The following is a 22,503-nucleotide window of genomic DNA, read 5'->3' as shown; positions in this document are numbered from 1 at the left end:
TTCCGGTAGCCGTAGCGTTGAACGATTTAAGGAGCCTTTCCTGGAAATTTCTTATGAAGGCAGTAGCCCTTTTCTATCGTCGTCTCGACCGAAGCGCAGCGCGCGCCTGCCCGGCCGTATGGACGGGGAGAGATCTCCTTTTACGAAGACAAATGCAGTCTCTTTTTCCGTTCTTTTGTCATTACCAACCATCCGTGCATACAAAAGAACCAATCCCGAAGTTTCGGGACTAGTCAGTCTTGAGGCGAGCAGCGCTGCGTAGCCCTGGCGGAAAATGGGCGCTTCAGGCTTTGATCCCGCCGTGGCGGGATCGCCGTTCCGCTTCATTTTCCTTTTCGCTTGCAAGGCGGACGAAACTCCTATTGAGCATTACTACCAAAGACGATCATCCGCGTATGCTGGCTCAAACCCTTCGACATCCAATTCCAAAAAGTTCGAATAAGCTCTAAGGAGATTCCTTACGGAGACCATCGCTTCTTTTTATCGTCGTTTCGACTAAGCGACGCAGGAGCGCATGCCTGCCCGGCCTACATGGACGGGGAGAGATCTCCTGTTACGTCTGAGGCCTTTTCGGAGACCTTAGCTTTTCTTTATCGTCGTTTCGACCAAGCGCAACGTAGTGGAGCGCGTGGAGAAATCTCCTGTTAGAAGTCGTATGCTCGTTCAGCCTAATTTTTCATTTCGTCATCTGCTTCGCAAACTGCTTTTTCCACTTTTGTCTTAACACAAAAGTGGAGCAAAAAGTCATCCCGATAGCTATCGGGAGTGATGCCCTTGCTAAAAATGGACTACGCTTCACTAAAATGCCATCCCGAAGGTTCGGGACGCTACGTAGACCATAATATTTACTATGATACCACGGGCTCGAACAGTGGGCATTTTTAACGTTTCGCTCCATCCATTTTTTTAACGCTCGTGCATCAAGGCCGTTTAAACATTCGACTTAATGATGGGACTAGTACTATCGATTAAGATATTTAATCGGAGTCAATGATACCGGGACGAGAACATTCATATTCACCGATCAGCGTCCGCCCATAACACGGTAGGTACAGAGGGGCGGACACACCATATATTCGTAGATGCTAGTAGCACCCTTCCCGGTCCCGAATGCTTTCGGGATAAGTGCCGCCGGTGGGTCTTTTTGTCCCGATAGCTATCGGGATTTTTTGGACAAGCCTGCCTGTGGCAGACAAGCAAAAAGGTTCGAAGAAATTAAAAACAATCCTGTCAAAGAACTAATGCTATCAATACTTTGGCAGGAGGCGCCCGGCTATGGGTGCTTGTATTAGCAACGGTATTATTAGGTGTTTGCATACTCATCCTGGTTTGCGGTGGATGAGTCTCGTTGGTGAGGTGAGTGCATAAAAAATGCGCGAGGCTCATCTTACCGTTCTGAAGGCCGGGCAGGCCGAACACGTATAAGAGAGCTCGCGCAAAGACGCGAGCCTTCATCTTATCCTCCCGTGTTCTTTAATGTTTGCCCTATTTCAGAACGAGACTCCAAGTGAAGCTTTCAAATTAGTTTATATGAAACTTCAATATTATTGATTTTAATCCATACTGTAAATATAATAAAAAAACAATACTTACGCTACACCGTAAGTAAAAAATATTTTTTTATTGTTCTTTTCCAAAATGAAATTGAATGAGGATAAAATACCAGCTCAACTCAAATTAGCTTGCGCATTAAACAAGCTATTGCTCATCAATAAAAAGAAACACTTAAAAAATAAGAAAGAAGGTATCAATGATCTATCATTGGATCATAGCTATGATAAGATATCATCACGAACAGGCTTAAGGTTAGCAACTATTTCTGATGTATTCTCTGGTAAGTCTGATGTAAAAATTTCAACTATTGAATTGCTTTTAGATTCCATGGGTTTTACCTATACCAAGCTGGGCACTATAATGGATAAGATTTCAAATGAAGAAGCGACTGAATATATCAACAGCAAAAAGGGTAAGGCTTGATAGTAGATGCTGCCGCTTCTTAACGGTTGGCGGCTTTGCGATGGTGCGGCAATAGTGAACAAAAAGTTCAGTTTTGTACTTCTGCGAGCCGTAGCCATTTTTGTTTGCTAACTTACATTTTTAGAAGCTAATAAAAAAGGGCGAACGCGAAACAGTGGTAGAAAAGTTGAGTTTTTGATTGTCAGCCGCACTATTGCAAAACCGCTTGTTAGCAGCAGTATTATTTAATTTCTTTACTAAGTATGTTCATCAAGCTAGATATTTGATTCATTAGATTTTCAATATCGTCAATGAATGTTTCAATTTCTATTTCAGCGGGTATATTGAATCCAATAGTATTGTCCTCTTTTGTAATATTTTTTGTTGCTCGATTGTCAATATGTGTGGGTGTGAATCTATGGTTAAATGAGTTTCTTATTTTGTAGGAGTCTTTAGTGTTATTTAGAAAGTCATTTAAAGCCTCTTTGGTTTTTGATGTTTTGACTTTTTCTACAAATTTTTCGTTTAGAAATATTTTATTTTCCTCAATTTTTAAGTCTTCAACTAAATTAATTAATTGTCCCAAAACGTCTCTCGAAGAAAAATAAAAGTAATAAAAAATTTCTATGTAATAGTCAAGAAGTATTTTGTCTGTATAAGAGTTTAATGATTCTTTTGATACGTCTTCTTTCGTTCTTAAAAAATGAGTTTGCACATAAACGTAAGTTTCTCTCAACTTTCCGAGTCGATTAGTTAGGCAGTTGCTCCACCAATATATGTCTTCGGATTTAATGGCATTTTCAAAGGGCTCATTTTCTAATATTGCTATTGTTGCAGACTTATAATCAACTTCTATATTTTTAACTTCAGAAATAACCTGGTTAATTTTTTTGCGTTCTTCTTTTGTCGGATATTTAAATGTGTCAGCTTTCAAAGTAATTGTCTTATTCATTATAGAAAATTGAAAGGTGCTTTAATTGAGGAAGGTAGCCCAAATATTGCCGCTAACGTTTTGAGGCTTTGCGTTCGGGCGGGTTTCGGAGTACAAAGCTTCAATTTATTAATAAAGTTTAATTGAAAAACTATCGTTGAATTTTGCACTTCAGCCCGCCTGACGCAAAACCCGTGTTACCTGCAGTACATTTTAGATTCTTTCCATGAATGCTATGTCTCTTAGAAAAGATACAAATAATTGCATATCATTTGACAATTGTAGAGCTTGTGCAATGTTGAATTTCCTCATATAAGCTCTAACATTGTCAATTGTGGGTATATCATAAAAATCTTTAAACAGCTCTTTTGTTATATAACCTTCATATTTTCTATACAAATCTTCATCTATACCTGCAACAATCCATGCTTCTATTTCTGGATTTGCACCGTAAAAATGTACATTTGGTTTTATTAAGTTATCTAATAGAGTTTGTGCATTCTTCTTGAAAGTCTCAAATTGTTCTGGGTTTTTGCGTCTGTGTCGACAAGCACAATTACTTGGTCAAAGGTTTCAGCAAATGGTCTTATATAGTCATTAGTATTCTGAACAATTCTATATTTTCCATAAGAAGGAATAATTACAAAGTCTCCCTGAATTTTTGATTTTCTGATAAGCGTTTGAACTACAATTCTATCTATTTCCCCCTCTACAATTATGCAGATTCTATTTTTTGTATATTTCTTACTAACTGTTGTTTTCAGTTTGAGTTTATCATACTCATCGATGTAAACTTTTAACTTTTCTTCAAAATCAACAATAGTACTATATGGTACAATCCAATTATTTCTTCGTTGTTTAGTTATCCAATCAATCAGGTCAAACAACTCGTTTTTTTCAGCATAAGCAGGTTTGAATGTTTTTAGATATTGATTATGTCGTCTGGTATCTTTTTCATCCAAAGTTCGTTGTCTGCAGAATGTGATTACATTTTTATTCAAAGTATATGCTCTTTCTAATTCGCACCATGTTATACTCATTTTTGCGACTGTCATATCAATTTCTTCTTTTAATCTTTCGCCTTTCGCATCAAACCCTGAAATCGAAAATTTGAATGATTTTTCTTTTTTAATAAATCTCCGCTATATCTCCCTCCATATCTTTTGTCAATAATACATAACACCATTTGACATTCCTCAATAGCTTGCAGGCATTGGTCATGTGAATGCAAGTCTATTTTCGCTGGAAAAGTTGGACTTTCATGAAAAATAACTTCATGTCCATTCTTATTTAATACTTCAACAATTTTTGCTCGGAAGTCCAATAAGTCGTAAGCAGTCGAACTTAAAAATATTTTCATCTATCAGAATGGGTTGATTGTATTGCAGGTAACTCGAATATGCGAAATAGTTTTGTCAGATGTTGACGCTCAAAATCTTATTTTAGTATTTAAGCGTTTTAATCGTTTATAATTATTTAAAACACTTGCAAACGATTTATGAAAATGTGCTTTTATTGCTCGCTAAGAATCGTTCATGTTTAGTACGTTTTGGTACAGCCATAAAAATAAAAAAACATTATCAAATTATAAAGGGGGTATTTTTCCCGTATTTCTTATTTCAGCCATTTAACCAACCCTGCTGTACCTGAAACAGAATAAGTGATCGCTCCTACTATAATGGCAATTACGATGATCACCAGCCAGGCAATGGTTTTCATGTTGTCAATATCGGCCCGGTATTCGGGTGTACCATTATCGTAATTGTACCGGGCCTGCTCGCGGGCTTTGCCCCGGCCGTATTTTGTATTGAGGTTGTATTGTTTGCGCTGCGCCATATGATGACTTATATGGCTTCAAATATATTGTAGCACTAAATGCCTTTCTTACGGAAAACCGTAAGGCGCTCAAATACTGAACTAAGCTCCGTCTGTAACTATTGAATGTCGATAGCGTATACTGCTAGCCGCTCATCGTCTTTAATAACATAGCGCTGAAATTTCAGCCCCAACCGCTCCAGTAGTTGAATGGAGTTTTTATTTTCGGGAAGGGTAATACCGATAACAGTGGGCGTTATTTTTTGCGCAATAATTTCGTCCAGGTATTTTTGGCTGGCCTCTAATGCGTAGCCCTGCTTTTCAAATTGAGGTAAGAGGGCAAACCCAATGTCGGGAAACTCCTGGTTATCCCGGTATAAAAAAGTTACGATACCAATGGGCTGTTGGGTTGCTTTAATTTCAAAAACGCTGTAAAAGAAATTTTGGCTGTCGAGGATCTTCTGGATATATTTTTCAGCATCATGGCTGTTGTGTATATGCCGGTCGCCAATGAATTGTAGCCAGCCGGGCGTATTTACCAGTGTAAGTATAAATGGGCTGTCTGCCGTTGTTATAGGCCTTATGAATAGGCGCTCGGTTTCTAATTGTTGGTACATATGGAGATACCGTAAAAATAAATAAACGGCGGCGATTTTGATTATTATAAAGCGCGATCTGCCAAGAGTGCCAAAAGATGACTGGTGGGTGAAAACACCCAACCAGGGCGAAGAGGTAGGCGATATTTGGAGAACATTAGCCTAATATTTTGTAGAAACGCCCAATAGAACTACAAATGATGATCTGACAAGTATCTACCCCACTATTACCAACTGATGTTACAAGCAGTCATTTTGTCATTCCTTTTCTGGCGTTGTTTGTCTGAGTTCGGTTAAGGCTTTATTTCCTTCTTCAAATAGTGGCAACCATTTGGAAGATTTATTTTCAAAGTTATTCATTATGTCTTGTCCACCATACATCCCTTTGTTTGTTAGCAAATAGAATTTTATTTGGTCTGTTGTCGGCAAAGTTTTCGTTTCGATTTTTGTCGCTTTGTAAAGAAAGGTTTGTGATAAACTCACAAATCGCTTTGCTGCATTACTAACATTCTCGTGTTGTCCACCACCGATAACGCCACCGCCTGAGCTTAAATACAAACTTGCGTCACCTGTCTGATAAGAAGCTATTGTTGCTGTCGAACCACCCATTTCCCAATCCATAATTACTCCATAAACAATTGTACTGTCTGTTGGTAATGAAAGTCCAAGTTGGCTTGCTGTCACAGAAAACGCCATACCGAAGTCCGTCAAACGCATTTTCAGTAATATTTATTTTATCATTTGGGGCCGGTCTTGGGTCTGCTCCCCAACCGTCAAATTCGCAGTCAAATTTATATCCAAGTTCGCACATTTTTTTGTCCATTGTTTTACAATTTCATCTGCGATCTTCATTTTTGTTGTCCATCCGGTTACTATAAACAACTTCTTGTCACCAGCCGAAACGCCATATTGAACTGAGTAATTCAATTTGCGGATTTCAGTTGCCAATTGCTCTGCCTTGTCTGCCGCGTTAGTGTAAAAAAATATTCAAGTTTTAATTCCGTGTCAGCCGTAACATTAAGTTTTCTTAATTCGCCAAGTGTTTGCGGCGTCATTTGCATTTGTTTGTCTCGGTTGCTATTGAAAGATGCCTCATTAACAAATTGCCCGTTGCTGGATTTTGGTTTTAAAAAGTCAAATAACCCCATTTTAATTATTATTATTGTCGCTATTAAAGTTAGCCCAGCTATTAGTATTTTTTTTTGTTATCATATTTCTGCACAATGTTCATATGGTTGTCTGTAACTCAAATATATGCGAAACAACTCTGTTATAAAATGTTGCTCAATATTTTAAATGGCTATTTAATGCTTGTAAACCATGCAGACAGAATGGTTCATAATGAGCACCAAACACGATACGAGTGTTTGGTGAAAAAAGTCCAACCGAGAATTACGCTATTCTCAGCATGCAAAAAATATTCTCTGTCAACCTCAAAAACATCGGCAGCGCCTAAAATATGGGCAAAGCTAACAAGCGGGGTTGTATGGTATTTGTGTTTCATTTTTAAAACATTTGTCGATTATAAAATTAGGATATCAATGGGGCGGTTTATTTTTTTGATCCCTTCTGATCCCTAATGACACCTAATGATCCCTTGTGATCCCTCCTGACCCCTTCTGATCCCAAAGCACATGTTTTCTGTATCCTTTCTGTATCCGGGCTGTATCCTTTCTATATCCTGGCTATATCCATTCTGTATCCTGGCTGTATCCTTTCTATATCCTGGCTGTATCCTTCGTGTATCGTTCCTGTATCGCTTTGGTATAGGTAGGGCATGTGGCTTTATATTGTTTTGGCAAACACAATGCATTTTTGCCATTGTTGGCCTTCCCCTACATCGCCGTTGTTGCCTTTTTGACCAGGGAATTTGCAAGCAAAATCAATGAGGCGATGACATACAAGGGTCATTACGTCGAATGGAGTCCCGATAACTATCGTGGACGTAATGAGAGGTCTCCTTTAACAAAAAAGACGAAAGAGTGTCATTAATATTCAATGCTCTAACACCAACTAAGGCGCAACCAGAGTTGAAAGATGCTATAAGTGTTAGTTATCGCCTTTATAGGGCTCTTGAAAAACCTTGTCCGTATTGGCGTTTATATAATCAATGCTTTTTTGAAATCAGATTTTATGTTGGGCGTTAAGTACTTTATCCAGTCCGGGTTTTCTTCTTCCCGGAAATACGCGTATAGCGCAAGCGCATACCCCCATTCTTTTTGTTTTAAATAGCCGATGCTATTGTGCCCATAACCATCGTATGTTTTATGTTCTTTAAAAGATGAGTTCGCGTTAAATATTCCCAGGCCAAATACAACCGGCGTCAAATCTGTCAGCTCTTCATCATTAAAATCAAGCCTTTTCTCTCCCAAAAGTTTGATATGAGCAAACTCATGGGCAACTGTTGCCACCAGGTTTTCGGGATCATTCAAATTCCTCTTTTCAATAAAGATCTCATACTTTCCCTGCTCGTTTTTATCAAAGTATAGGCCCGCAGCCATTTCTTCACCGCTGCCTTTGTCTACCTCAGTCCAGATACGATGTCCAAAGCCGCCGTTGAACTCCTGAAGACTTTGCTCATAAGTGTCGAGGTTGATTTCACTAATCTCAAGCTCCATTTGCCTGGCTATAATTGCTGCTGTCCTGGTTAATGATTCCTCTGAGCCGTCATATCGAACGGGGAAATGCTCAGGTGTGGTAAGAGCATTGGTTTTGTAGCAATATTATCATGTCCGAATTGAGTAGCCAACCAAAGAAAAGCGTTTTCCATCCATAGCCTTGTTTCCATGTCGATCGGGCATTCACTTTTATTTTTCTTTGAAAATAGTCCAAACATGTTATCGCTGATTTTCGATAATTTTCAGAATTTGACCGGAAATATCTATTTCATTCTTCTCAGTAAGTCTTGCCAAAATAAATGAAAATGTCTCTATAATATCAAAAGTATACTTCAGCCAATAATAATGCACATCATCGTAATTATATACTTCCCCATTTATTTCGTCCTGGTGTTCGCTTTCAAATTCCGGCCAGATATATTTCCCACTTAGCAGTTCCCGGATGCTATTAATGGTCGTAGGTGTTTCTCGATTTTCATAAAGCTGCAGCTGAAATTGGGCGGCTTTTGCAACGGTCAAAATTTTGCTTAGGATCTGTTCTTTATTAGTCTTGTCGAAAGAAAGAAGTCGGAACAGGAATAGTAAGGTGAATGGTGTTGCCATCATTATGCCGTCCTGATGCTCGATGTTTATTCCAATTTGGTCAATAGCAGCCTTCTGCCGCGTTGGCTCGCCGGAAAGCAGGTCATAAAAATAAGCCGGAAAGTCAGTCGCACGTCCATACCAATGAACCAGCCTATCCCAGGGAATGTCATTTATCCCAACTGAAAAATAAAATTCTCTATTCGTTTGCATAGGTTTTTCTATTGCTACTTACTCAAATATATGTGAAACCATTGGTTATTAACTGTTGCCTGAAATTTCGAATTACTGTCAGTCACTTGTAAGCAATACAAACGTTTATGTTAGTTATACGCTGTTGTCGCTGCTAAGCACCGCTTTTATAGAAGCTGATTGGCTGGGGAAAAACACCAACCAAGGAACAAATAAAATTACCGAAGTTGAGCCTATGACTGTCAGCCGCACTCTTGCAAAACCAATTGTTGGTGGCAGTAAAATTACTCGTCAATTAGTTGAGTTTTAAGAATCGTGAAATTCGTATTGTCCTCCTCTGAATAAACTCCATAAGGCTTACTTGTGTCAATGTTAATATGGTTATCTTTTCCGTTTTCACTTATAATTACACAGTTGATTACACCGTATTGCGGATAAGAAGATTTTTCGTCTAAATAGTCAGCTGTAACAATTGGAACTTTCTCCATAAAAAACCATTTCCTCCCAAATGCATCTGTCAATACACAGCGAACCCAACCTGGTTGTGAGTCATCCACAAACTCAATTATTTTTACTCTTACTCCCAACATTTTAATTTCGTTTCAACTAATTTAATAGCGACTTTTTGTATTTTTTTAAGTTCAAATTTATTTCCGTCTACATAGTCGAATGGTAAGTTTGGACTTTTGACTCCAAATGGTCCTGTCCCATTTCCGGTATAATAGAACTCTTCTGGGTTGTCAGAATAACGCCCTGCACAAAGTAGTTTGAAAATTGTGTTTCTTTTATAAACGCATTCAACAGCTATGTCTATCCAAACAGGAACTTTGTCTTTCCTGCATAAAAGTTCAGCAACTTCATTTTCTTTTATAAGCTCAACTTGCTTGTCATTGTCATTAGGATAGATGTCGAATTGTGTCAAACTGTGGTCGTCAGAGGAAGCGTTCAAAATCACAGAATATTTAAAATTGTTCGGCAAGTCATCAATAACATAGTTTTTTGCAAAGTCATATGCAGTTGTCGATGAATGTCTTAATAGTTTTAAAAAGTCGTCTTTTGTCATTTGCAGGGTCTTAGATTTATTGCTACCAACTCAAATATATGTGAAGCCATTTGGTTATAAACGGTTGATGAAAACACCCAACGAGGGCAGAAAACCTGTTTGATGCCATTAAACTTTTTGCTTCATCATTGCCGGTATTGCCCACTTAGGCTTTGGTTCCTTCAATTTGATTTCTTTATCCAACTTTGGATGATACGCCACCATTTCAGCAAATTCATTTTTACGAATTTTGCCAATGATATCTGCCGCCATCGAGTTGGTTTCGTACCACATATTGGCAAAGGTTTTTAATCGCCAAAAAAGCAACACTGCAATTCCTTTGTCACATAAGGGATGGTTTAAAATTAGCTTTGCCGCGTCTACCGATTTTGTAAAGGAAGCAATATTAAACAACTCCATGGCGCTGTCGCAGCGGGTTATTTTATTTGCTAAACCTTCGCCAAACCAACTATCCACCTCGTTTTTGTCTAAATAAATATAAGTTTCTTCTCCGTTTGTGGGTTGTTTCATAAAGTCTGGAACCTGTTGTTCTTTTTCTATATGAATGGCCGGGTCAAAATGTATATCTGCTTTTTGATAAAAACCTTCCTGGTAGTTTTTGTAGATCGTTTTTAGCAGGCTAAAGGTTTGATCAGCATCATCGTCTTTAAGACTTTCCGTCAATTTGTAGGTTTGAAAGTCTTGTGGTTGTGCCAGCCAAAAAATTTGCAATGCAGTGGCCTGGCTGCAGTTTTTACTTTCCGCAATCCATTGTAATATCGTCACCCCGTCATCCCAATTATGTTGATCAGCCAGATAATGAAGTTCCTCGGGATTTGTCAATAGGTTAAATTTCTGTCGGTCAAGCTCCTTGTCTGCCTGTGCTTCATAGAAGTTGTCGTCAATGAATTTTTTCCTGTGAGGTGATAGCTCTGTCATATGAAGTGGTGTTAATTAGGAGTACGTAATAATTCTGTGGCTTGGCAATAGAGCGGAAAAAGCAGCGGAAAGGTTAGGCTTTGCGAGAACGTAGTTAATGCCCACAACATTGGCAGCACAATTAAGTACATACGCTCAACCTAGCTGCTCTGCGCTCTTTTGCCGAACTGCTCGTTAGCCGTAATATTTTAAGTTGTTCTGTTCATTTCGTTGTTTCCCTGGATTCCGTCGATTGCTTCGAAAACTTCATTTTGATTATTTTCATTTGACCATCCTAAAGCAGATAATTCCAGTCTAACTTGCTGTTCATCTTTTCCTTTTATAAAATGATAGAATGCAAAATCCGTAACTTCTTGTGGTACCCGTTTAATAACATAATTGATTAAAAATCTCATCAAATATAAATAACCAAATACGAATGTTAAGCCCAGTTGAATCGCCCAACTTATAATTAGTCCAATACTTCCAAGATTTAATGTTTTGATTGTTAAACCTTGCTGCAGCTTTAATTTTATAAATCCAAAAAATTCTATTCCTCCCAAATTGTTTTCATTTACAACGATGTTATATTGAAATATTTGATTTCCGATGAAAACAATTATTATTGATGCAATTAATATGTTTCTTAACTTGATAATATCTGTATAATTTCCAAGCTTAATTCCAAGTTTTAGGGAAAATGCAATGCCTAACCCTACTGCAAACTCAAACAAAAAAATCATATATTTTCCTGTTATTGAAATTTTTGCTAATGCAAATGCTAAAATAATTGAAGTCAAAATTGCGATTACGATAGGAAATAAAATATTAGGTGTTTTTACTTTTTTAGGTGCGGGTAATTCCGAAGGAAGTTGATAATCATCCCAATTTTCTTCGGCTTCTTGTTCTTTTTCCAATTGTTTTAACTCTTCTCGATTATATGTCTTTGCAATATCTTGAAACACTTTAATAAATAAACGAACTCTTTTTGAGTTTCTTCCATTGTCCCAAATCTCATTCCCTAAAGATTCGCTTTTTATTGTTACGTTACCATAATCATATGAAACAGTGATGGATTCCGTATATTGAGTCATTCCCAGGCTTTTCGTTTTTCGTCTTGCTTTAGTCGAATGCTCATCAATATAGATTACTTTCCATTCGAGCTTTTCAAATACCTGGTTTGTAATTGCAAAAAATGATTTTTCAGAAAGCTGAGTATGGAAATCTGATTTATACTTTGGAGTAAATCCAAATTTATGTTTTCCAGGGATTTGTTTTTCTATTTCTTTAAGTTCCGGTGTCATCTTTTCTCCTAATGATTTGGGAATATTGCAGCTAACTCAAATATAGGCGAAACCATTCTGTTATTAAATGTTACTCACTATTTTAATTTGTTATTCAATAGTTGTAAACTATACCAACGTTTTTATTTAGCCACACTATTGCAATAACAATCAAGAAGAAAAAAGCGCCCCCAAAAGAGCGCTAAAACAAGAATTGGAAACAAAGCACCTGGTTGTATACTCCTCAACAACCACCTTTGCGGGGAGATGGCTATAAAGCACTTTACCATCCCGTTCTGCATATTCTCCCGATATGATCGGATAGGCATATTTGGGTGCGTGCGATACGGCATGGCTCTTTATTATTATTTTGTCGTTCACCTTCAAGGTGGTTAGCTGCTGCGGCTTATCGTCAAACCTCAGAATATAGTCGGCACCGTCAATCCTAACCATCACCCCGAAACCTAATCTTGAGCCGGGCGGAAGTGAAAGAGACGTTACCACGGCCTCCATATTGGTATACCCTTTAATATGCTTCCTTATTTTAGCTTCGCTGGCATACACTTTTTTACCGGCGGGAGAAGCTTCCCATTCTTTGTATTTTATACCTTCGGGCGTTGCTTCCCATTGCTTCACTGCCGCCCTCCTTTCGGCATCAGTAAGTGGTTGCGGTGCCATATTTTTAGGCGTTTCATTTTTATTTTCGCGATTGGCAAATACCAGCCCGCTTATCACCACAAGCGATACCATCAATGCATAAGTAACTCTTTTCATGATTTTTGTTTGTTGGTTAAATAATATCAATTCTGTTTACAAGCCAAATTGGGGACGGGCATTTTCCGGGATTATACGCTGTTCTTATTCCTATTTCTTTACGATCCAATTTTTAAATCAATACCTCTACAAACATAAACACGGTAGGTATGAATTGCCCGCAAAACATTGTAAATTGATTTGTAAACAATGTAAATTGATTGTAAATCAATGGCATTAGGGGTCGGCGGGAACACAACCAGATTGAAAAAGCATTACTAAGGATAAAGCGTTTGGTGAAAAACACCAAACGGGGTAAGAAAATAGAACAATCAATGGGATGAGCCTTATAAAACAGGACTGGTATTATAGGTATCAAATGAATTACTAAAGCTCAACTTAAAGAAAGGATCATCCGAGATGCCTAACCCCATAGCTTCAAAAACAGTAATGATGGTATTTTCGCAGTAAAAGCGGATAAATCTAAAAACATCTTTTTCGCCTTTCATAAGAGTTCCGCTTATCTCGTACTCGTCTTTGTCAATACCATACTCAATCAGTTCAATTTGCTTATCGATCAATTGCCCGAGCGTTTCATCTTTTGTTGTTGGATAGACCTGCCATAAATGAGGTTCCTCTCGAAGGTTGTATTCACGAAGCCGCTTTCTAATACGTCCATTTCAAATAGGTCTATTTTAATATGCTCTGCGTCTAAGTCTCCTTCTATTTGTAAAAATTGATAATGGTTTGCAAACGTGATCAAAAATAGCCAGGGTAAATAATCGTCTTCATGCCGCTTTTCATTGTAATCTACCTGATATATTTTGCTAACGATTTTTCCGTTTAAGCTGGCCAGCCAGTTTCCCAAATTTTGATTGAGTTGAAAGTTCATATTTTCTTTCTTAGCTTTTCATTTAGCAATTGTACAATTACGCCCGTTCCAATTATTCTTGGACCTTCCCGAAACTCAAAGGCCATTCCTTCCTGTAACCGGTTTTTAAAATGATCTACTGCAATAATACGAATAGATGCTTCCACTTCTTCTCCCGGATTTACAACAGTTTTATTAATAAAAGTCTGCTCGCCGGAGGTTTGCATATCGTCGAAGCCGAACTTAATTTGTGGCCGGTATTTTGAAAATGCGGGAGTTTTGCGTCCGCCTTCTGATGTATCTAAATATTTAAGATCTGCCAGGAAGTCTATTTTTTCTAATTGCTTTTGATAATAGCTAATCATATCCTCAGCGATCTGATCAAAATCCGATTGCTGATACACTTGTTGAGAAAGCCTGATCATTTCAACGAGGGAGCTTCCTGCCTCATATTTCCAGGCGCTATTGTTAGAAAGACCAATGGGCTTGTTATTGATTGCATCTATTGTGAGTGGCGTACCAAAAAAATCTTTTGTTTCCTTGATGAATTCAGCAATGCTTATCTGACCCTCGGTATCCCAGTCGTTCATAGCGCCAACAAACGAAGATGCGATTTGCCTTAGCGGATGTATTGACCGATCTATGACAATTAAAGTTTCTAACTGCTGAATGGTTGTAAGCGGTGTTTCGTTGAGCATTTACTCTTATATATTAGCTAAAGTAGAATGGAAATAATCTTGATCTCCTTTTTTCAAAAGGTTACTTCAAATATAAGCGAAACAATCCTGTTACGTATTGACCAAAATTTTAGATATAGAATTCCAGGGTAATAATCTCCAGAACCTATCAGCAGCACAAAGCTGAAGTATGCACTTCAGCCCTGCTTTGTCAAAAAAAGTATTACCTGCTGCGCTGTTTGTCAACCCGTAACTTTCAATGACTGTATCAACTTATCCACAATTACTAAATGATACGATAGTACAAGAGGGCTGCCGGGAAAATTACCTGCAACTTCTGCTTTTAAAATGCTTTCCGTTTGTTTTTCTTCAAAGCCAACAGGCTTCATCGTAGCCCGGTATCGCTGGTTAGAGTCTGCAATCCACTCTTCGATTGCTGGTCTTCCCTGGTGTGTTTTGCCCTCATCAAAAACCACAGCGGTTTCAGAAAAACATTGGGCATAGCCAAGGCTGTCAAAGCTGTTTTGTGTGGCTACTAACCGGGCTATTACATTTGGTAAATTCATGATTTTAAATTTTAAGGTTTATTAAATAGTGGGCACCGTGCCACCGTCGATTACAAAATTGGTTCCTGTTAAATATTTTGCCCTTGGCGATACCAAAAAGCCAACAAATTCTGCCACTTCCCCTGGCTCGGCTGGTCTTCCAAACGGTATGCCGCCCAAAGCATTCATAACACTTTGTTGCGCTTCTTCTACCGTGCTGTTGGCATTTCTGGCAATCTCGCCCAGCCAGGCTTTCGATGCCGTTGTGTTAATCCACCCGGGTGAAACCGTAAGCACACGAACGCCTTTTGGGGTTACTTCGTTGGATAAACTTTTACTGTAATTAATTAATGCGGCTTTTGAAGCGGCATAAGGCAAGGTAGAATCATACAACGGCAATATGCCCTGGATGGAGGCGATATGAATAATAACACCGGTTCTATTTTCTATCATTTGCGGCAGAAAGCCCCTGTCCAGCCGTACCGGGGCCAGCAAATTGGCCTGCAGGGTGCTTTCCCAATCTTCGTCTGACAGCGCAGCAAAGCCACCCGCTGGCGTGGATGAAGCACCCAGATTATTTACGAGAATGTCCAGCCTGCCGTAAGTAGACAGCACTTCGCTAACTACCTTCTTGCTTCCTTCAGTTTTGCTTAAATCAGCGGCTATAAAGTGCCTGTTGCCGCTTTCCTGTTCCGGTGCATTTCTTGCAGTAATGATCAGTGTGGCTCCGGCTTGCAGCAGCCGCTCTGCTATTGCTTTTCCCGCGCCTTTGGTGCCGCCTGTTACTAATGCTATTTTGCCGGAAAGTTCGTTGTTGAAATTAAAATCCTGTGTCATTGTTTATGTATTTAGGGCAAAAATGAGACTTATGCTTAGTTCTTACAAGTACGGAAATACGATTCACATAGTGATAAATTTATCCCCTATTGTGCCATTTGGAACATAGGTTTACATTTGTTGTATGTATGAAAGAAAAATGTTGCCGAACCTGAATTGTGGTTTGGATTTAATAGGTGAAGTGCTGTATGGCAAATGGAAAATCCGTTTGTTGTGGTTTATCCACCAGGGACATCAACGCCCCAGTGAGCTGCAGCGAAAAATTCCTGATGCCACCAGGCGTGTGCTCAATATGCAACTGAAGGAACTGGAAGATCATGAATTAATTGAAAAGAAAATTTACGCAGTAGTGCCGCCAAAAGTAGAGTACAGTTTAACAGAGTTTGGTAAAACACTGATCCCTGTAATTGCCATGCTGGGAAATTGGGGCGACGAAAATGAAGCACGGTTGCGGGAGCTGATTTTGAGAAGGCTGGGAAGTTCGTTAGCCGAATGACAACCGTGGCTTGGTCAACGAGGTTGCTACCAGCTCGATATAACAGAAATATGCGTCCGCACACAAATGTGAGTTAATTGTTATAATTACTTACGAGTTCTTATGGTTTTTATCCAGGCGACTAGCCTACAGGTCTTCAGGTGTTGCGTCGATCTTGGTATAAAGAAGTGCTTTGCGTAGTTTGCTAATTGTAGTTGTGTCAGTATTTGTTGCAATAACGTTGAGATATTTGAGCCATGTCATTTCTTTTAATGTTTCAAATTCTGCTGCGATGTTTAAATGCTCATTAAAAGAAAGATCTAATGTATCAAGCGCTCTAAGCTCACCGATTTCGCTTGGCAACGATTTCAGGTCGTTAAAACACATACCCAAAAAGCGTAACTTATACAAAACTTTTATACTCCCTGGAATTTTCATTATTTTATTCAAGTTTTCACCTTCGGGCTTATCAGCACCTAACGCTGATAAAGGTGGATACAGTGTAAAATTGTTTCCTAATTGCAAAGACTCCAGGTGAGTCAGAGAAAAAATACTGTCTGGAATTGCTGATAAGTTTTTATTGGCAAGGTCTATTTCAGTAGTTTTCGAATTGCTTTGGAAAGTACAAGCGGCAAATGTTAAAAGTATAATAATAAGATAAGATCTCATAACACTGTAATTATTGTTTTATTAATGTCGTACTGAAAAGTCACTGTATCAATTTCGCTAACCATTTTTCAATTTAAACCAGCCAGCTAGTTCGCTCAATTTTTGTTGAGTTGAAAGTTCATATTTTCTTCCTTAGCTTTTCATTGAGCAATTGGTTGTGAGCGGTGTTTCGTCAGGCATTTACTATTAAATCATTTATATTCTTATTGCTATGAAAGAGGCGAACATTATATAAGTGCATGTATATAATTGGCCGTATCAGTTAAACCCGCTTTTCTAAGTCGGTCTAAAACCTCGTATTCATCCAGGTCAGGGTTTTTCCTGTTTAAAACCAATTCTCTGAAAGCCTTAATAGCCAGCGCCTGGTTTAAATCTATAATATCGGTAAGAAAGTCATCGGCCGATTTTACATCAACGCCAAATGAGGCCAGGTATTCAAGCGGGAAATCTTTGAGATTATTGGTTACTATCACATTGGCATTGCATTTTATTGCAGCAGCCAAAACATGACAGTCTTTGGGATCGGGTAATGTAAGGCCTTGTATCAAACCGTTATATTTAGTTACCAGCGCATCCGGAAAAGCTAGATTAGCTCTAGCTACACGCCGCTCTGCTTCTTCCAGGCTAACGCCTTTACGTATCATCACTTCTTTCCACTCATCAAATACATGAATGCTCCATTTTGGGGTATAGAGATCATAGTGTGCAAACCAAAATAGCAGGTCTCTTATCTCAACCGGATAAATTACATTGGTATCGAGTACTGCTATAAACCGAACGCTATGAATCATACAAACCGCTTTCTTCGTCAGAGCTCATGATATCTGTAATGTGTTTCTTTTGCTCTTCTTTCATTTTCTGTTTATACTGAACAACATCTTCAAATTTAATGCGCCGATGCTTCCCAACCTTGGTAAAATCTAGATCTCCTTTTTCTAAAAGCTTAACGATATGTGGCCGGGAACATCCTAACATTTCTGCCGCCCGTTGTGTAGTTACTTCAGTAGCGACAGGCACGAGGGAAATCATTTTTCCCGTACTCATTGCTTTCAGCATTTGTCCTAAAAACTTCAGGGCTTTAAGAGGAATCTTAATTTTCTCGCCGGTTTCTTCTATTTCTATTTCGGGGTTGCTCGATTTTAATTGTTCGATAACAGCGGCTAAAGCATCGTAGGATTCAATAGCTACTTTCTGTTCGGCCTTACTTACTTTTTCTATTGTCTCCATGATTTGTCATTTTGTTACAATACAAAATTAAACGAAATAAACGAAACAACAATGATTCCCCGGCAACTTCAGCCTTAGCAACACAGTGAGGTTTTGCATACCCTTCGCTTCTTTGAGTTGATGTCTTCTCAACTAGTTCCACCTATGTTGAGCACTATGTAAATAGTATTCCATTGATTTTTAGCAAATACAGAAAGACAAACTATATGTTCCACACCTTTACCCACCCCTACCGCGAGTTCGCGAACCTTTTCCTTCGCCAATTAAGTTTTTGCTTCGGCTGAGGGCGCCGAACTCCGGCGGCGGGATTAAAACCTTCGGCCGAATAATGCAGACCTTTGCCAGCTGGATGAAAGACTTCGCGCGCAAAGCTCTAAAATTAGTCGCCCCAGCCCTAACCTTCGCGGCCGGGTACAGGAGCTTCGCGAACTCAGGAAGATACCTCTCCAATTCATAAAACCATCGGGCGAACTTGGGTAAACATCCTCAGCTCTCTGCTTTACAATGCATCAGCTCAGGTACTTACCGGGTTAACTCAGCTCAAATACAGGTAGGGTTATCTTACTACCGCAACAGCAAAGCCGCGGGCTGCGATGGCAAAGGTAGAAGAACTGCTAACTTAGATCTTTGGTGGGTGAACCCAGGCTTCAGGCATCCCAACCCACCTCGGAGGTGGGCATGCCTCCCTTAGAGGCACCTCGTTTAGTATTGGCTAGTTATGTTAACATTAATATTTCGTCCGTAAATTGTATAATTCATCCAATTGATTAATAGTAAATGTGCGTTCTGCTATTTCTTTTTCCACTTTTGTCTTGAAACAAAAGTGGAGCAAAAATTCAAGGCTTTGAAAAAATGGCTAAAAGCAATCTTGTAAGCCTAAACCCGCCAAACTCGCTCCATAATTGCTGGCAGTTATTCAGACCCTGCAGGCTCGAACAGTGGCGGCTTTTTAACGGCTTACTTCAATTGTTTTTTTGACGCCATTTTTGCAAGGCCACATTAAACACCAACCGGCAACATGTATAAACCTAAATGCCAGTTCCAATTAATCTGTCTAATAAGATGACTTCGTTATTTCTTAAATATCAGATCGATAATAATACCAATAGCTACCGCAACAATAACAAAGCTGAGACTGCCAAGCAGGTAAGCAATTAAGGCCTTAATATAGCTGCCTGCTTTTTTAGGGCTAAAAAACTGCCCGATGGCCCAGGCGGAATAAATAAGGGCGGCGATACCTCCAAACTGCATAAGCCTGAGATGTGTTACACCCTCTAAAATGGCAAACAACGCAAATAGCAACATGCCAATGCCCATTACAAAACAAAGCAGTATCAATATTTCGAAAATATTGAACCCGTGCTTGCGAAAAAGATCTTCGTCCACCAGGCGATAAATACCCCCATGATGATATTGGCATAGCCATAATGCGCCTGCACCCATGCAAAAATTGCTGCGGTGGCAGAGGCCTCATTTCCATCGAAACTCATATACTCATCTTCAATATGAAAGAAGTGGTTGATGAGCGAATAGATCAGTGAGGCTACAATTAAAAAGATAATGGGCTTTACCAGCCGGCTGCGATTTTCGGAAAGAAAATGCCGCACGTTTTGTCCGGGCCGGAGCATGAGTTCACGAATGGTGTATAAAATGCCTTTTTCAAAATGCAGGATATGTTCTATTTCGTGTACGATATAATGAGAATCTACCCGTTTAAGCTGGGCAGGCTGTCCACAGGCAGCACAATATTTACCAGTGAGGGGCTCGTTGCAGTTTTTGCAGTTGCTCATGTATGTTTAGTTGTTCGTAAGGGTATGGGTCAATTGCCAAAGGTTGTAGCGCATTGCCTGGAAAAGGTTTGTCCGCAAAACCGGTGGCTAAAAAGGGGGCAAAGATAGATTAAAAGGGATTGGAGCATAAATGCCTGATGGTGTTTTTAATCAATAGAAACAGGTTGGCAGGAAATAGCAAGACAATCTTGGAGATAATGGCGGCTGTAGGCGGTTGATGAAAAACATCAATCGTGGCAAGAATTATTAATAATAGAACGATGCCAAAAAAGAATCGTCATCTTGAGCGGAGCGCAGCCGAAAGGTCTCTTGAATCGAGCAGATTCCTCGCCAGCTTCGCGGGCGTCGGAATAACAATAACTATGGAGATTGTAAACCTATCATTGGCACTGAAGGATAGCTAGTAAAGGGTCTACTCCCTAGGGTGCCGCCCCGGGATTAATTTGTTACTTAAGACTTCAAGTCTCAAAGTTCACCCACGTCCACATTTATCGGCAATGCTCCATGTTCAGTTAATATTTTATCCCATTCTTTTAGCCGATCGAACAGAATCGTCTCGCTTTGGAGTTCACTTTGGGTTAAGCCTATCACCTGCCCGAAAAATAACTCCCCGGGAAAGTTAGAGCCCTGCTCTATCTGTTTCATCAAATCGGGATCAGCAGATAAATCGATAAAGGGAACGATTTTTATTTCAAGTACTGCAGCTCCCGGGTCGATTATATTAATCCGGAAAAAATACTTGCTGATTTTTCCTACTAAAAATGTTTCAATGTGATTACTCATGCTGCCTAAACCATCAAGCCTACCGTAAAATGAAAGGCGCTCAAATGCCGGTTGATCAAAGATCCTCTTCCTGGCAGCCAGCGACTGATAGTTCTGCGCAACCGCCGCAATAATTATTGCTAAAGCAAACAAGCCTGCATATAATGTGGCCTGAGGAATACGCCGAAAAAGCGGGGTCAACAACCAGCCATTGGCAACAATAGTGGGTAAAAACATAAAGGGAAAAGACAGGGCAAAACACAGCAGCCAGCCGCGAATTAAGGTTCTCCAATCGATCAGTATTAAAGCTAATAAATCTCTCATTATTTGATGCTTGTCTTCTTCATGTGACCTTTTAAAGCCCTTAAAGCCAGCAGATTACCCATAAGACTCGTTACATTCCTGCGGTAGTAGATAGATTAGTTGGTAAATGGTCTTCTCCTTGGGAGAACGATTTTGAAGGTAATTGCTCCAGTTTTATTCGTAAGTCCCCATAAATAAAGATAACTTAGATGATCGACGTTCTGAAACTTATCTGTTAGCCAATTGATATTGTATGTTGTTGTCACTTTTGATTTAATAAGCGCATCGTATTTTATGCTCTGTAACCAATTAGCTTTAGCCTCTGCTCATCTATATCCAGGCAAAAGTCTCCGATACTCTTTATCAGTTCCTCGATATACTTGATATCCTGCTCAACAGGTTCGTCCTTATCGATAACCTTAGGAAATAAAAGGTATTCAATTTCTTTAAATGCCAATACGCCTCCTAAAGAATTGTGTTCTTCAAATCCGTCCTCCCAATAATCGAAGCCAAACGCCGTGTCGGCTTCCAGGTATAATTCGCCTATCTGATCACTTTGCACTTTCTTAAACTTTACTTTGCATACTTTGTCAATGTGCTCTATTAACTTTCCGATTAGTTTTACCCATTTAGAATCCGACATCAGGCGCTGCGAAAATCTTGCAACTGCTTTTTCAATCTCCCGCTCCCCTTGCTCATCATGTCTTATTGATTTTTTTGTTCTCATAGAAACTTTGTCTTTCGCCTGCTTTATGCCTTCGACTGTTCAATAACGCTTTTCAGATCTCTTAGCCTTTGTTCCACGTTCGTCTGTAAATTTCTTTTGATTGTACCACTTATCATGTTAAAAGGAAACCGGAGCCTGAAGGAGTATAAAAAAACAACTTCTGTCAATTCTGCCTGTACTTCTTTAAAGGTCCACGACCCTAAAAACAATTGGAACATAAAGGGACCTTTAGTCATTTTAATGGCTGTTGCCCTCGGACGGTTAAAAGACACATATTGGGTTTCCATACCCAACCCGTTTTTAGCAACGCACCAGGCTTTAACACCCAGACCTGCAGCTTTTGCTCCTTCTACAAGTTCCGCCTTTTTTAAAAAACTATCCCAATTCAAACGATGGTCATAATCCTGCGTATAGTCAAATGCAGTCTCTGCATTACAACGAATCATTATGCTCCTGGTGAATTTGCTGTTCTTCATCATCACGATTAGATATTACTCCAATTTAATTTTAAAAATCGGATCTTCTTTTTCCAGCCTATGTTGACCTTCATTGTAAAAAACTGAATAAATGTTCTCTTTAGTTCTTATATGGTGTTGCAAAAGATCGTAAAGAGAGATACCGACAGGGTTAAAAGTTCCTCTTCCCATTCCTTTCAAGATCACAACATGCTTGTCATTTTCGATTGTCATAGCCGATTCACAGTTATTGCAAGGTGTATCCCGAAAGTATTTAATTACAAGTTTATCCGCTTTTTTTATGTCCCTGGCTTTTAAGATAACTGTTTCTCTCGTATTAAGGTTATACTCCTTTATCTTGATCTTATTGTAGTAAACATGCCAGTAATCAATGGTATCGGCTCTGGCAGTTTGGTTTAATCCTTGCAATATTATAAGTAAGACGAATATCCGCATTATTCATTTTTTATCCTTGAAAA

At 39.1% G+C, this 22,503-nt stretch carries 30 protein-coding genes; 3 read left to right on the top strand and 27 right to left on the bottom strand.

The annotated features are described in order from the left end of the window. Positions 1-1,644: 1,644 nt before the first annotated feature. Positions 1,645-1,977, top strand: coding sequence for a hypothetical protein (locus MKP07_RS09585; RefSeq protein WP_240847011.1), 333 nt, complete (start codon positions 1,645-1,647; stop codon positions 1,975-1,977). Positions 1,978-2,197: 220 nt separating this feature from the next. Here MKP07_RS09585 and MKP07_RS09580 read toward each other — a convergent pair whose 3' ends face one another. The 8 genes from MKP07_RS09580 to MKP07_RS09550 form a co-directional block, all read right to left on the bottom strand. Next, the gene (locus MKP07_RS09580; protein WP_240847010.1) at positions 2,198-2,908 is read right to left on the bottom strand and encodes a Cthe_2314 family HEPN domain-containing protein; all 711 of its coding nucleotides are present in this window, start codon (positions 2,906-2,908) and stop codon (positions 2,198-2,200) included. Between the two features lie 461 nt (positions 2,909-3,369). Then, positions 3,370-3,942, bottom strand: coding sequence for a hypothetical protein (locus MKP07_RS09575; protein ID WP_240847009.1), 573 nt, complete (start codon positions 3,940-3,942; stop codon positions 3,370-3,372). A 14-nt stretch (positions 3,943-3,956) separates the two neighbouring features. Beyond that, positions 3,957-4,247 carry a DUF4062 domain-containing protein gene (locus MKP07_RS42340; RefSeq protein WP_394803551.1) on the bottom strand — a complete coding sequence of 97 codons (291 nt, stop codon included), beginning with the start codon at positions 4,245-4,247 and terminating at the stop codon, positions 3,957-3,959. 254 nt (positions 4,248-4,501) lie between these two features. Further along, complete coding sequence (locus tag MKP07_RS09570) at positions 4,502-4,723, bottom strand: hypothetical protein (RefSeq protein WP_240847008.1); 222 nt, start codon at positions 4,721-4,723, stop codon at positions 4,502-4,504. A 98-nt stretch (positions 4,724-4,821) separates the two neighbouring features. Further along, a complete protein-coding gene (locus MKP07_RS09565; protein ID WP_240847007.1) occupies positions 4,822-5,319 on the bottom strand; it encodes a GNAT family N-acetyltransferase in 498 nt (165 codons plus the stop codon). Between the two features lie 237 nt (positions 5,320-5,556). Then, the gene (locus MKP07_RS09560; protein ID WP_240847006.1) at positions 5,557-6,015 is read right to left on the bottom strand and encodes a hypothetical protein; all 459 of its coding nucleotides are present in this window, start codon (positions 6,013-6,015) and stop codon (positions 5,557-5,559) included. A gap of 1,382 nt (positions 6,016-7,397) precedes the next feature. Next, a complete protein-coding gene (locus MKP07_RS09555) occupies positions 7,398-7,916 on the bottom strand; it encodes a hypothetical protein (RefSeq protein ID WP_240847005.1) in 519 nt (172 codons plus the stop codon). A 219-nt stretch (positions 7,917-8,135) separates the two neighbouring features. Then, positions 8,136-8,711: a hypothetical protein gene (locus MKP07_RS09550; RefSeq protein ID WP_240847004.1), complete on the bottom strand. Its 576-nt coding sequence runs from the start codon at positions 8,709-8,711 to the stop codon at positions 8,136-8,138. A gap of 55 nt (positions 8,712-8,766) precedes the next feature. Here MKP07_RS09550 and MKP07_RS09545 point away from each other — a divergent pair, with 55 nt between their 5' ends. Then, the gene (locus tag MKP07_RS09545) at positions 8,767-9,000 is read left to right on the top strand and encodes a hypothetical protein (protein WP_240847003.1); all 234 of its coding nucleotides are present in this window, start codon (positions 8,767-8,769) and stop codon (positions 8,998-9,000) included. Here the strand turns inward: MKP07_RS09545 and MKP07_RS09540 are convergent. The 10 genes from MKP07_RS09540 to MKP07_RS09495 form a co-directional block, all read right to left on the bottom strand. Continuing rightward, the gene (locus MKP07_RS09540) at positions 8,975-9,280 is read right to left on the bottom strand and encodes a hypothetical protein (protein WP_240847002.1); all 306 of its coding nucleotides are present in this window, start codon (positions 9,278-9,280) and stop codon (positions 8,975-8,977) included. The two genes, MKP07_RS09545 and MKP07_RS09540, sit on opposite strands and share 26 nt — an antisense overlap. Further along, positions 9,268-9,753, bottom strand: a complete 486-nt coding sequence (locus MKP07_RS09535; protein WP_240847001.1) for a hypothetical protein — start codon at positions 9,751-9,753, stop codon at positions 9,268-9,270. The genes MKP07_RS09540 and MKP07_RS09535 overlap by 13 nt, the downstream gene beginning before the upstream one ends. 108 nt (positions 9,754-9,861) lie before the next feature. Next, positions 9,862-10,671: a DUF4274 domain-containing protein gene (locus MKP07_RS09530; RefSeq protein ID WP_240847000.1), complete on the bottom strand. Its 810-nt coding sequence runs from the start codon at positions 10,669-10,671 to the stop codon at positions 9,862-9,864. Between the two features lie 188 nt (positions 10,672-10,859). After that, positions 10,860-11,954 carry a hypothetical protein gene (locus MKP07_RS09525; protein WP_240846999.1) on the bottom strand — a complete coding sequence of 365 codons (1,095 nt, stop codon included), beginning with the start codon at positions 11,952-11,954 and terminating at the stop codon, positions 10,860-10,862. 150 nt (positions 11,955-12,104) lie between these two features. Continuing rightward, positions 12,105-12,707, bottom strand: a complete 603-nt coding sequence (locus MKP07_RS09520) for a hypothetical protein (protein ID WP_240846998.1) — start codon at positions 12,705-12,707, stop codon at positions 12,105-12,107. Between the two features lie 326 nt (positions 12,708-13,033). After that, the gene (locus tag MKP07_RS09515) at positions 13,034-13,267 is read right to left on the bottom strand and encodes a hypothetical protein (protein WP_240846997.1); all 234 of its coding nucleotides are present in this window, start codon (positions 13,265-13,267) and stop codon (positions 13,034-13,036) included. After that, positions 13,264-13,578 (bottom strand): hypothetical protein, encoded by a 315-nt coding sequence (locus tag MKP07_RS09510; protein WP_240846996.1) that lies wholly within the window; start codon positions 13,576-13,578, stop codon positions 13,264-13,266. Before MKP07_RS09510 ends, MKP07_RS09515 begins: the two co-directional genes overlap by 4 nt. Beyond that, positions 13,575-14,255, bottom strand: a complete 681-nt coding sequence (locus MKP07_RS09505) for an EF-Tu C-terminal domain-related protein (RefSeq protein ID WP_240846995.1) — start codon at positions 14,253-14,255, stop codon at positions 13,575-13,577. The genes MKP07_RS09510 and MKP07_RS09505 overlap by 4 nt, the downstream gene beginning before the upstream one ends. Before the next feature lie 221 nt (positions 14,256-14,476). Next, positions 14,477-14,800: a nuclear transport factor 2 family protein gene (locus MKP07_RS09500; RefSeq protein WP_240846994.1), complete on the bottom strand. Its 324-nt coding sequence runs from the start codon at positions 14,798-14,800 to the stop codon at positions 14,477-14,479. A 21-nt stretch (positions 14,801-14,821) separates the two neighbouring features. After that, positions 14,822-15,616, bottom strand: coding sequence for an SDR family oxidoreductase (locus MKP07_RS09495; protein WP_240846993.1), 795 nt, complete (start codon positions 15,614-15,616; stop codon positions 14,822-14,824). A gap of 124 nt (positions 15,617-15,740) precedes the next feature. Here MKP07_RS09495 and MKP07_RS09490 point away from each other — a divergent pair, with 124 nt between their 5' ends. Further along, the gene (locus tag MKP07_RS09490) at positions 15,741-16,112 is read left to right on the top strand and encodes a winged helix-turn-helix transcriptional regulator (RefSeq protein ID WP_240846992.1); all 372 of its coding nucleotides are present in this window, start codon (positions 15,741-15,743) and stop codon (positions 16,110-16,112) included. A 126-nt stretch (positions 16,113-16,238) separates the two neighbouring features. Here the strand turns inward: MKP07_RS09490 and MKP07_RS09485 are convergent, their stop codons facing one another. From MKP07_RS09485 to MKP07_RS09445, 9 genes are all read right to left on the bottom strand, one after another. Then, complete coding sequence (locus MKP07_RS09485) at positions 16,239-16,760, bottom strand: leucine-rich repeat domain-containing protein (protein WP_240846991.1); 522 nt, start codon at positions 16,758-16,760, stop codon at positions 16,239-16,241. Between the two features lie 227 nt (positions 16,761-16,987). Beyond that, a complete protein-coding gene (locus tag MKP07_RS09480; RefSeq protein ID WP_240846990.1) occupies positions 16,988-17,551 on the bottom strand; it encodes a PIN domain-containing protein in 564 nt (187 codons plus the stop codon). Next, entirely contained in the window at positions 17,541-17,987 is a 447-nt protein-coding gene (locus MKP07_RS09475; RefSeq protein WP_240846989.1) for a helix-turn-helix domain-containing protein, read from the bottom strand. Before MKP07_RS09475 ends, MKP07_RS09480 begins: the two co-directional genes overlap by 11 nt. Positions 17,988-19,058: 1,071 nt before the next feature. Beyond that, positions 19,059-19,325 carry a hypothetical protein gene (locus MKP07_RS09470; protein WP_240846988.1) on the bottom strand — a complete coding sequence of 89 codons (267 nt, stop codon included), beginning with the start codon at positions 19,323-19,325 and terminating at the stop codon, positions 19,059-19,061. Further along, positions 19,322-19,777, bottom strand: coding sequence for a DUF3667 domain-containing protein (locus tag MKP07_RS09465; protein ID WP_240846987.1), 456 nt, complete (start codon positions 19,775-19,777; stop codon positions 19,322-19,324). The genes MKP07_RS09470 and MKP07_RS09465 overlap by 4 nt, the downstream gene beginning before the upstream one ends. Before the next feature lie 465 nt (positions 19,778-20,242). Continuing rightward, positions 20,243-20,863 (bottom strand): hypothetical protein, encoded by a 621-nt coding sequence (locus MKP07_RS09460; RefSeq protein ID WP_240846986.1) that lies wholly within the window; start codon positions 20,861-20,863, stop codon positions 20,243-20,245. A gap of 271 nt (positions 20,864-21,134) precedes the next feature. Beyond that, positions 21,135-21,569, bottom strand: a complete 435-nt coding sequence (locus MKP07_RS09455; RefSeq protein ID WP_240846985.1) for a hypothetical protein — start codon at positions 21,567-21,569, stop codon at positions 21,135-21,137. Between the two features lie 23 nt (positions 21,570-21,592). Continuing rightward, on the bottom strand, positions 21,593-22,045 hold the full coding sequence (locus tag MKP07_RS09450; RefSeq protein WP_262919670.1) for an SRPBCC family protein: 453 nt from the start codon (positions 22,043-22,045) through the stop codon (positions 21,593-21,595). Between the two features lie 15 nt (positions 22,046-22,060). Then, positions 22,061-22,453 carry a hypothetical protein gene (locus tag MKP07_RS09445; RefSeq protein WP_240846983.1) on the bottom strand — a complete coding sequence of 131 codons (393 nt, stop codon included), beginning with the start codon at positions 22,451-22,453 and terminating at the stop codon, positions 22,061-22,063. Between the last annotated feature and the right edge of the window lie 50 nt (positions 22,454-22,503).

This window comes from Paraniabella hibiscisoli (genome assembly GCF_022512515.1).
Taxonomy (GTDB): domain Bacteria; phylum Bacteroidota; class Bacteroidia; order Chitinophagales; family Chitinophagaceae; genus Niabella; species Niabella hibiscisoli.
The sequence above is the reverse complement of the archived record's forward strand: the minus strand, read 5'-3'. Positions and strand labels throughout refer to the sequence as shown.